Source organism: Stenotrophomonas sp. AGC87 (assembly GCF_057333975.1).
Genome location: NZ_JBHFHW010000029.1, coordinates 272,394 through 281,458, shown reverse-complemented (window position 1 = coordinate 281,458; position 9,065 = coordinate 272,394). Strand labels below are relative to the sequence as shown.

General features: G+C 67.8%; 7 protein-coding genes and 1 pseudogene. 4 read left to right on the top strand and 4 right to left on the bottom strand.

The window, feature by feature from the left end; all coding sequences use genetic code 11:
- Positions 1 to 15: 15 nt before the first annotated feature.
- On the bottom strand, positions 16 to 819 hold the full coding sequence (gene dkgB, locus ACE026_RS11260; RefSeq protein WP_486039067.1) for a 2,5-didehydrogluconate reductase DkgB: 804 nt from the start codon (positions 817 to 819) through the stop codon (positions 16 to 18).
- A gap of 143 nt (positions 820 to 962) precedes the next feature.
- Positions 963 to 2,177: an MFS transporter gene (locus ACE026_RS11255; protein WP_486039066.1), complete on the bottom strand. Its 1,215-nt coding sequence runs from the start codon at positions 2,175 to 2,177 to the stop codon at positions 963 to 965.
- A 126-nt stretch (positions 2,178 to 2,303) separates the two neighbouring features.
- Here ACE026_RS11255 and ACE026_RS11250 point away from each other — a divergent pair, with 126 nt between their 5' ends.
- Positions 2,304 to 3,206: a LysR substrate-binding domain-containing protein gene (locus tag ACE026_RS11250; RefSeq protein ID WP_486039065.1), complete on the top strand. Its 903-nt coding sequence runs from the start codon at positions 2,304 to 2,306 to the stop codon at positions 3,204 to 3,206.
- Positions 3,207 to 3,281: 75 nt separating this feature from the next.
- Here ACE026_RS11250 and ACE026_RS11245 read toward each other — a convergent pair.
- A pseudogene (locus ACE026_RS11245) lies at positions 3,282 to 5,413 on the bottom strand (methyl-accepting chemotaxis protein).
- A 181-nt stretch (positions 5,414 to 5,594) separates the two neighbouring features.
- Here ACE026_RS11245 and ACE026_RS11240 point away from each other — a divergent pair.
- Positions 5,595 to 6,047, top strand: coding sequence for an Rrf2 family transcriptional regulator (locus ACE026_RS11240; RefSeq protein ID WP_486039064.1), 453 nt, complete (start codon positions 5,595 to 5,597; stop codon positions 6,045 to 6,047).
- Entirely contained in the window at positions 6,037 to 6,945 is a 909-nt protein-coding gene (locus tag ACE026_RS11235) for an NAD(P)/FAD-dependent oxidoreductase (protein WP_486039063.1), read from the top strand. The genes ACE026_RS11240 and ACE026_RS11235 overlap by 11 nt, the downstream gene beginning before the upstream one ends.
- A gap of 92 nt (positions 6,946 to 7,037) precedes the next feature.
- On the opposite strand, the gene ACE026_RS11230 is transcribed toward ACE026_RS11235, so the two are convergent.
- Complete coding sequence (locus tag ACE026_RS11230; protein ID WP_486039062.1) at positions 7,038 to 7,997, bottom strand: aldo/keto reductase; 960 nt, start codon at positions 7,995 to 7,997, stop codon at positions 7,038 to 7,040.
- A gap of 173 nt (positions 7,998 to 8,170) precedes the next feature.
- Here ACE026_RS11230 and ACE026_RS11225 point away from each other — a divergent pair, with 173 nt between their 5' ends.
- Positions 8,171 to 9,031 (top strand): class I SAM-dependent methyltransferase, encoded by an 861-nt coding sequence (locus ACE026_RS11225; protein ID WP_486039061.1) that lies wholly within the window; start codon positions 8,171 to 8,173, stop codon positions 9,029 to 9,031.
- Positions 9,032 to 9,065 lie beyond the last annotated feature (34 nt).

The window sequence follows — 9,065 nt, the reverse complement described above, 5'->3', positions numbered from 1 at the left end:
GGGGGGCCCTGTCCATCAATCCCAGGCCGGTGCGATCCCCTCCGGGTTCGCCAGGCGTTGCCCGCGATCCAGCGTGGCGATCTGCGCCATGTCCTCATCGCTCAAGCGCAGTTCCGCAGCCAGCAGGTTGCCGGCCAGGTTGTCGCGCTTGGTCGAGGACGGAATCACCGCAAAGCCCTGCTGCAGTGCCCACGCCAGCGCGACCTGGGCCGGCGTGGCCTGGTGACGCGCGGCGATGGCCTGGATCACCGGGTCCTTGAGCACTTCGCCGTAGGCCAGGCTCATGTAGGCGGTGACATGGATGCCCTGTTCCTTCAGGAACGCGATCAGCGCGCGGTTCTGCAGGTAAGGGTGGACTTCGATCTGGTTGGTGGCGATCGCATCGGCACCGAGGATCTCGATGGCCTGGCGGGTCTGGGCGATGGTGAAGTTGGAGATGCCGATCTGGCGGGTCAGGCCCTGCGACTTGGCCTCGGCCAGTGCACCGAGATACTCGGTCATCGGCACCGCGTCCTTCGGCGACGGCCAGTGGATCAAGGTCAGCTCGACATGGTCGGTGCGCAGCTTGCGCAGGCTCTCGCGCAGGCTGGCCAGCAACGCGTCGTGCTGGAAGTTGGCGATCCAGATCTTGGTGGTGAGGAACAGATCGTCGCGGGCCACGCCGGACTCGGCGATGGCCTGACCTACCTCGGCTTCGTTCTCGTAGATCTGCGCGGTATCGATGGCGCGGTAGCCGACGTCCAGTGCGTTGCGCACCGAGTCGATCACGGTCTGGCCCTTCAGGCGGAAGGTGCCGAGGCCGAATGCGGGAATGCTCATGGAAACTCCTTCAGGGGGTGAGGTGCAGGCTACGCCGTGCACCGTAAAGCGACGTAGAGCCGACCGTCGGTCGGCTGCGGTTGCGTGAAACACATCGTTGGGCGACTGCTGTCGCGCAAGGCGAACCGTCGGTCCGGGATCGATCAATGCGCACTCACGGCGATGCCTTCGGCGCGGTCGGCAATCCCATCGCGGCGGTCCAGGCGGCCACTCCATGCGGTCAGGCCGAAGGCGCCCATCACCACCAGCGCGCCGAGCCACGGGGTGTGCATCAGGCCGAAGTGATCGACCACCAGGCCACCCAGCGAGGCACCGAGCGCGATGCCGACGTTGAACGCGGCGATGTTCAGGCCCGAGGCCACATCGGCGGCCTGCGGGGCGAACCGCTGTGCCTGCTTGACCACGTACACCTGCAGCCCGGGCACGTTGCCGAAGGCCACCGCACCCAGCGCCAGCACGGTCAGCAGCACCAGCCAGGTGTTGTAGGCGGTGAAGGTGAGCACGAACAGCACGGCGGCCAGCAACGCGAAGATCAGCTTCAGTGCCGGGATCGGGCCACGACGGTCGGCCAGGCGGCCGCCCCACAGGTTGCCGATGGCCACCGATACGCCATACACCAGCAGCACGCCACTGACCGCATTGGCGGAGAAGCCGGTGACGTCCTGCAGGATCGAGGCCAGGTAGGTGAAGGACAGGAAGGTGCCGCCGTAGCCGAGCGCGGTGATCGCATACACCAGCAGCAGGCGTGGCTGGGCGAGCACGGCGAGCTGCTGGCCGAACGTGGCCGGCGCACTGCGCTGCAGGTTGCGCGGGACGAACAGCAGGCTGCCGATCAGCGCGATCACGCCGAGCGCGGCCACGGCCAGGAAGGTGGCGCGCCAGCCCAGGTGCTGGCCGATGAAGGTACCCAGCGGCCCGCCGGTGACCAGCGCCACGGTGAGGCCGGTGAACATGATCGCGATCGCGCTGGCGGCCTTTTCCTTGGGCACCACCGAGGTGGCGATGATCGAGCCGATCGAGAAGAACACACCGTGCGCCAGGCCGGTCAGCACGCGCGCCACGATCAGCGAGCCGTAGCCCGGGGCCATCCAGGCGATCACGTTGCCGAGGGTGAACAGCAGCATCAGCGCCACCAGCAGGGTCTTGCGTGGCACCCGGCCGGTCAGCGCGGTGAGCACCGGGGCGCCGACCGCCACGCCAAGCGCATACAGCGATACCAGCAGGCCGGCCGAGGGCAGGGTGACGCCGAGGTCGGCAGCGATGGTCGGAATCAGGCCGACGATGACGAATTCAGTGGTGCCGATGGCGTACGCACCCAGCGTCAACGCCAACAAGGCCAAGGGGATACCACGGGACATGGACGGATACCGGTGGGGAGTGAGGCTGCGCAGTCTGCGCGCCGCACTCTTGCGGAAAAAGCGGCCTTCACGCCAATCACTGTTGCCCCATGGTCAATAATGGAGCACCTCCACCGTGCCGCCGCCATGAAAACCACCCTCGATGAGATGCAGGCCTTCATCGCCGTGATCGACAGCGGCTCGATCACCGCCGCCGCCGAACAGCTGGGCCAGACCACCTCCGGGGTCAGCCGCGCGCTGGGCCGGCTGGAAGAAAAGCTCGGCACCACGCTGTTGACCCGCACCACGCGGCGCCTGCAACTGACGGAAGAAGGCGACGCCTTCCTGGCCCAGGCCCGCGCGATCGTGGCCTCCGTGGAAGCGGCCGAGGAGCAGATCGCCGCCCGGCGCCAACGCCCGGCCGGGCGCCTGCGCGTGGATGCGGCCATGCCCTTCGTGCTGCACGTGATCGCCCCGCTGGTGGCCAGCTACCGGGCGCGCTATCCCGACGTCGCCCTGGAGCTCAACAGCAGCGAGCGCTACATCGACCTGCTGGAGCGGCGCACCGATGTGGCCATCCGGATCGGGCCCTTGGCCGATTCCACACTGCATGCGCGGCCGCTGGCCCACAGCCGCCTGCGCGTGATGGCCAGCCCGGCCTACCTGCTGCAGCACGGCTCCCCGCGCGATGTGGCGGCACTGGGCGCGCACACCCTGCTCGGCTTCAACGAGCCCGATTCGCTCAACCACTGGCCACTGCCCGGCGCGACCGATGCGCTGCTGCACGTGCGTCCGGCGGTGGCGGTGTCCAGCGGCGAAACGCTGCGCCGGCTCGCGCTGGAAGGGGTGGGCATTGTCTGCCTGTCCGACTTCATGACCCACCGCGACCGCGAAGCCGGCGCCCTGGTGCAACTGCTGCCGGATATCACCGTGGAGGTCCGCCAGCCGATCCACGCCGTGTATTACCGCAACACGGCGGTCTCGGCGCGGATCAGCTCGTTCCTGGATCACCTGGCCGAGGCCATGGTGGGCACCCCCTACGTCGTGTAGTGCCGGCCGCTGGCCGGCTCCCTCGCGATATCTGCTGCATCCGATTGCCGGCCAGCGGCCGGCACTACGGCTGCATCACGCCGCGCGCGCCAATTCGCGCACCGCACTGCGCCCCCCATCCAGCACGAACACATCCACAGCAGCGTTCAAGGCCACCGCCTGTTCTTCCATGCTGCGCGCCGCCGCGGAGGCTTCCTCCACCAAGGCCGCGTTCTGCTGCGTGGTTTCGTCCATCTGCACGACGGTCTGGTTGACCTGTTCGATGCCGGCCGACTGCTCCTGCGACGCGGCGGCGATGTCGGCCATGATGTCGGTGACGCGCTGCACGCTGCCGACGATCTCGCCCATGGTCTGCCCGGCCTGCCGCACCAGTGCTGCGCCACTGTCGACATCAGCCACGGACTGATCGATCAGCGCCTTGATCTCCTTGGCGGCACCGGCCGAACGCTGCGCAAGCGTACGCACTTCGCTGGCGACCACCGCGAAACCACGGCCCTGCTCACCGGCGCGGCCGCTTCCACAGCGGCGTTGAGTGCGAGGATGTTGGTCTGGAAGGCGATGCCGTCGATGACGCTGATGATCTCGGCGATCTGCCGCGACGAGCCCTGGATGGCGCGCATGGTGGTGACCACCTGGCCGACCACCTCACCGCCTTGCGAAGCGACGGACGCGGCGCTGATCGAGAGCTGGTTGGCCTGTCGCGCGTGCTCGGCGTTCTGACGCACGGTGGAGGTCAGCTCTTCCATCGAAGCGGCGGTCTCTTCCAGATTGGCCGCCTGCTGCTCGGTACGGCGCGACAGGTCACTGTTGCCCGCGGCGATCTCGCCGGCGGCGGTCTGGATCGACTGCGCGGCCTGCTTGATGTCGCCGACGATGGTGGTCAGCTGACCGGTGGTACGCGCCATGTCATCGCGCATGCGCGCGAACACGCCGTGGAAATCACCGTGCATGCGCGCGCTGAGATCTCCGCCGGCGATCGCCTGCAGCACGCGCGAGACCTCGCCCAGATCCTGCCCGGTGGTCTGCATCAGGCGGTTGAGGCCGCCGACCATCTCGCCGAAGTCGTGCTGGTAGCGCGCTTCATCGCCGCGCTGGCTGAAGTCGCCCACGGCAGCTGCTGCGGCCAACCGCTTGATCTCGGCATTGATCGCACCAAGGTTGGCCTTGGCCGTATCCAGCGCCTGGGTGATCACCGCCTTCTCGCCGGGCAGGCGTTCCATGTCCACCGACAGATCACCGACCGCGTAATGGCCCATGATCTCGATCGCGCGCAGCTTCACCTGGATATGGTTGGCGACCAGCGTGTTGGTGTCGCGCACCATCTGCCCATAGCCGCCGGGGAACACGGACGCATCCATGCGGTAGCTGATCTCGCCCGCATCGTGGCGGTGCGCCATCGTCGCCTGTGCAGCCAGCACGGCCTTGAGGGTCTGGGTGACCTCGGCCATGGCCGTGCCAAGGCGGCCGATCTCATCGCCGCTGCGCACCACCACGGCATGCTCCAGATCACCGCGTGCCACCGCGCACGCGGCTGCTTCCACCGCAACCACGGGCGCGATCACCGCGCGGCGCAGCCACAGGGTGAGCACTGCCAACAGCACCAGCGCCGCCAGCGCCGTGACGATGGCCGAGGCGACCAGCGCGGCGCGTGCGCGCTCGGAGGTGGCGTTGGTTTCGAACGCGGCACGTTCGCTGGCACGCGCGGCCAGCGCATCCAGCGTGGTGCCTACGCCCCGGTCGGCGCCGAGCACCAGTGCATCGCCGGCCTGGGTGTCATAACCGCTGGCCGCGAACGCCTCCAGCGCGCCACGGTAACGGGCCTCCAGCGCACGGTGTTCGGCCAGGAACTGGTTGGCCAGCGTGCGCGTCTGTTCGTCGCGGCTGGTGGCGAGCGTGCCGGCCAACGCTTCGATGCGGCGTCCTTCCGCATCGAATGCTGCCAGGTGGCGTTCGCGCTGTGCAGGGTCCGCACCGCGGATCAGCACGTTCTTCCACTCCTGGACCTGCAGGCGGAACTCGCGCTGCAGCAGTTCGGCCTGTGCCTGGCGGGCGACCTCGAGCGGCACCTCGGCCGAGAGGTTGCGCCAGGCAGAACCCAGCCCCGCCAAGGCCGCCAGCACGATGATGACCAGGCCGAGCGACAGCGCGCCCAGCAGTTTGAATTGAAGACTCAGGGCGCGTGGACGCGCCGATGCGGAGGACGTCATGAGAGATCAAAAGTAAGGAAGGGCGATGCGGTATCGGTCTGTGAGGAACAGGCTGAAGTGCGACGCCAATCACGGTTGCCGTTCCATTAAATGTTGTGACGATGGCGTGTAGGTGAATTTTGGTCACACATGGAACGAAACAGGACTGGACAGGCAACTAATATGTAACTATCGTCGTTACATGAAATCCAGCAACCAGTTCTCCGATGCGCTCCACGTGATGGCTCATCTGGTCGGCCAGGACGGCCCGCGTACCTCCGAGCAGCTCGCTACCTGCCTGCCGACCCATCCGGTGGTGATCCGGCGCCTGTTGTCGGCCCTGCACAAGGGCGGCCTGGTGACCACCGTGCGTGGCCACGGCGGCGGCAGCCAACTGGCACGGCCGCCGGCGCAGATCACCCTGCACGACGTCTACCTCGCCATCGGTGCGCCCGCGCTTCTGCACACCGGCGCGCGCGAGACCGGCCGCGGCTGCCCCGTGCAGCGCGTGGTCAACGAAGCGCTCGATGACAGTTACCGCCAGGCCCAGGCCCTGCTTGAGGCCCGCCTGCGCGCCACCACCCTGGCCACGCTTGGCGACGAATTCGCCCGCCACCTGGCCCACCACGCTGCAGGAGTTCCCCATGACGTTTGATGCGATTGTCGTCGGCGGCAGTTTTGCCGGCCTGTCCGCCGCGCTGATCCTGGCCCGGGCCCGCCGTGAGGTGCTGGTGATCGACAGCGGCCTGCCGCGCAACCGCTTCGCCGCGCATTCGCACGGCGTGCTGGGCCAGGACGGCATCGCCGGCGCCGAGCTGCTGCGCAACGCCAAGGCGCAGCTGCTGGACTATCCCACCGTGCGCTGGATCAGTGACACGGTCACCACCGCCCAACCGACCGTGGATGGCTTCGTGGTGGGTACCGAAAACGGCGACACCTGGGCCACGCGCAAGCTGCTGCTGGCAACCGGCATCCGCGACGAACTGCCCGAACTGCCCGGCCTGGCCGAGCGCTGGGGCCACAGCGTGGTGCACTGCCCGTACTGCCACGGCTATGAAATCGGGGGCGGCGCGATCGGGCTGCTGGGTGGACACGAGAAGTCGGCCACGATGGCCGCGCTGCTCGCCGACTGGGGCGAGGTCACCCTGTTCGCGCACGGCATGACGCTGGAGGCCGACGACCTGGCCGCGCTGCAGCGACGCGGGGTCAGCATCGAACACGCCGCCGTGGTCGGGTTGGAAGGCGAGGAGCCGGCCCTGAGTGCCGCCGTGCTCGCCGATGGCCGCCGGGTCGAACTGCGCGCGCTGTTCGTCACTGCGCGGCAGTACATGGCGGCACCGCTCGTCGAGCAGCTCGGCTGCGCGCTGGAGGACAGCCCGATCGGCGTGCTCATCCAGGTGGACCCGGGCAAGCAGACCAGCGTGCCCGGCATCTACGCGGCGGGCGATGCAACGCTGGTCGGCAATATCAGCCTGGCCAGTGCCGAAGGCGTGCGCGCCGGCGTGAGCCTGCACCACGCGCTGGTCGCCGAGGACAGCCGCGCCAGTCGATAAGATCAGGGGCTCGGCCGGTCCGGGAGCGGAATGCCCGCCCCAAACGGACACAGCCGCCGTGTGGCGGCTGTCCGTGGCAAAGACCTATGGGCTCAGGCCTGTTCGGCGCTCGCCGCATCCAGCTGCCGCACATCCTGCGCCGACAGCGCGACGTTCGCGGCCGCCAGCACATCCTTCAACTGCTCGACACTGGTGGCGCTGACGATCGGCGCGGTGATGCCGGGGCGCGCGATCAACCACGCGATCGCCACCTGCGATGGGCTCACGCCATGCGTGCTGGCCACATCGTCCAACGCGGTGAGGATGCGCAGGCCGCGCGGATTGACGTACTTGTCGACCACGCTCTGGCCGCGCGCGCTGCTCTTGCCCGCGTCGGCAGTGCTGCGGTACTTGCCGCTGAGGAAGCCGCTGGCCAGCGAGTAGTAGCTGATCACCCCCAGCTGCGCCTCGCGCACCACCGCTTCCAACCCGGCCTCATAACCGGCGCGGTCGTACAGGTTGTACTCCGGCTGCAGCGTTTCATAGCGCGGCAGTTTGTAGTCGGCCGATACCCTCAAGGCATCGCGCAGACGCTCGGCGCTGTAATTGGAGGCACCGATCGCGCGCACTTTGCCCTGTTCGATCAGGCGACCGAAGGCGGCCAGCGTGGACTCCAGCGGCGTGGATTCGTCATCTTCGTGCGCCTGGTACAGATCGATCACGTCGGTCTGCAGGCGGCGCAGCGAATCTTCCACCGCCGCGGTGATGTTGTCGGCCGACAGGCCGGGGTGTTCGGACCACTTGGCCACCTTGGTCGCCAGCACCACCTTGTCGCGCTTGCCGCTGTGCTTGAACCAGCGCCCCAGGATGGTTTCCGATTCGCCGCCCTGGTTGCCGGGCACCCAGGCGGAATAGACGTCGGCGGTATCGACCAGGTTGAAGCCGGCATCGACGAAGGCATCGAGCAGGGCGAAGGACGTCTTCTCGTCCGCACTCCAGCCGAAGACATTGCCGCCGAAGGCGATGGGGGCGACATGGAGGCCGGAACGACCGAGTTCGCGCGTAGCAGTCATGGGTGATGTTCTCCCTGGGAATCGTTTCCACAGGATACGGCCGGCGTGGTGACAGCGTTGCGGCAGCAGGCACAAAACAGTGTTCCGGATTGCTGCGTCGCACTAACGTTTTGTGAACACCTGTACACGCTTCGCTGCTAGTCTCGCGGCATCCCGCTACCGGAAGCTCGCCGATGAAAGCCCGTTCGTTGACCTGTGCCTGCCTGTTCACTGTTTCCACCCTGATGCTTGCCACGCCCGCGATGGCGATCAAGCCCGCCGGCCCGAACGCGCAGGTCGCGATCACCCCGGCCGTGCAGAAGGCCGTGCAGGACAGCCGCCGCGATCCGGCCAACGTCAAGCGCGATGCGTACCGCCATCCCGCGCAGACGCTGTCGTTCTTCGGCGTCGCACCGGGGCAGACCGTCATCGAGATCACCCCGGGCAACGGTTGGTATTCGGAGATCCTGGCGCCGCTGCTGCACGACAAGGGCCAGTACGTCGCCGCCGTGGTCGATCCGATGGCCGTGCCGGAAGGACGTGGCCGCGACTACCAGCAACGCAGCCGCGACGGGCTGGACAAGAAATTTGCCGGTGACGCCGCGGCGTTCGGCAGGAGCCGCGTGGTGGCCTATGACCCGAAGGCCCCGGTGTTCGGCCCGGCCAACTCGGCCGATGTGGTGCTGACCTTCCGCAACGTGCACAACTGGCGCAGCAGCGGCCAGGCCGAAGGCATGTTCAAAGGCTTCTTCTCGGTGCTCAAGCCGGGCGGCGTGCTCGGCGTGGTGGAACACCGTGCCAAGGCCGATGTGCCGGCAGACGACAAGACCGGTTACGTGGGCCAGCAGCAGGTGATCGCGATGGCCAAAGCCGCCGGTTTCGAACTGGCCGGCAGCAGCGAGATCAACACCAATCCGCGCGACACCAAGGATTACCCGAACGGTGTGTGGACGCTGCCCCCGACCAACCAGCATGACGCGGCCGATGAGGCCAAGTACCAGGCGATCGGCGAAAGCGACCGCATGACGCTGCGCTTCGTGAAGCCGGGCAAGTAAGCGACCCGGGGGGGGGGGGGGGGGGGGTCTTATA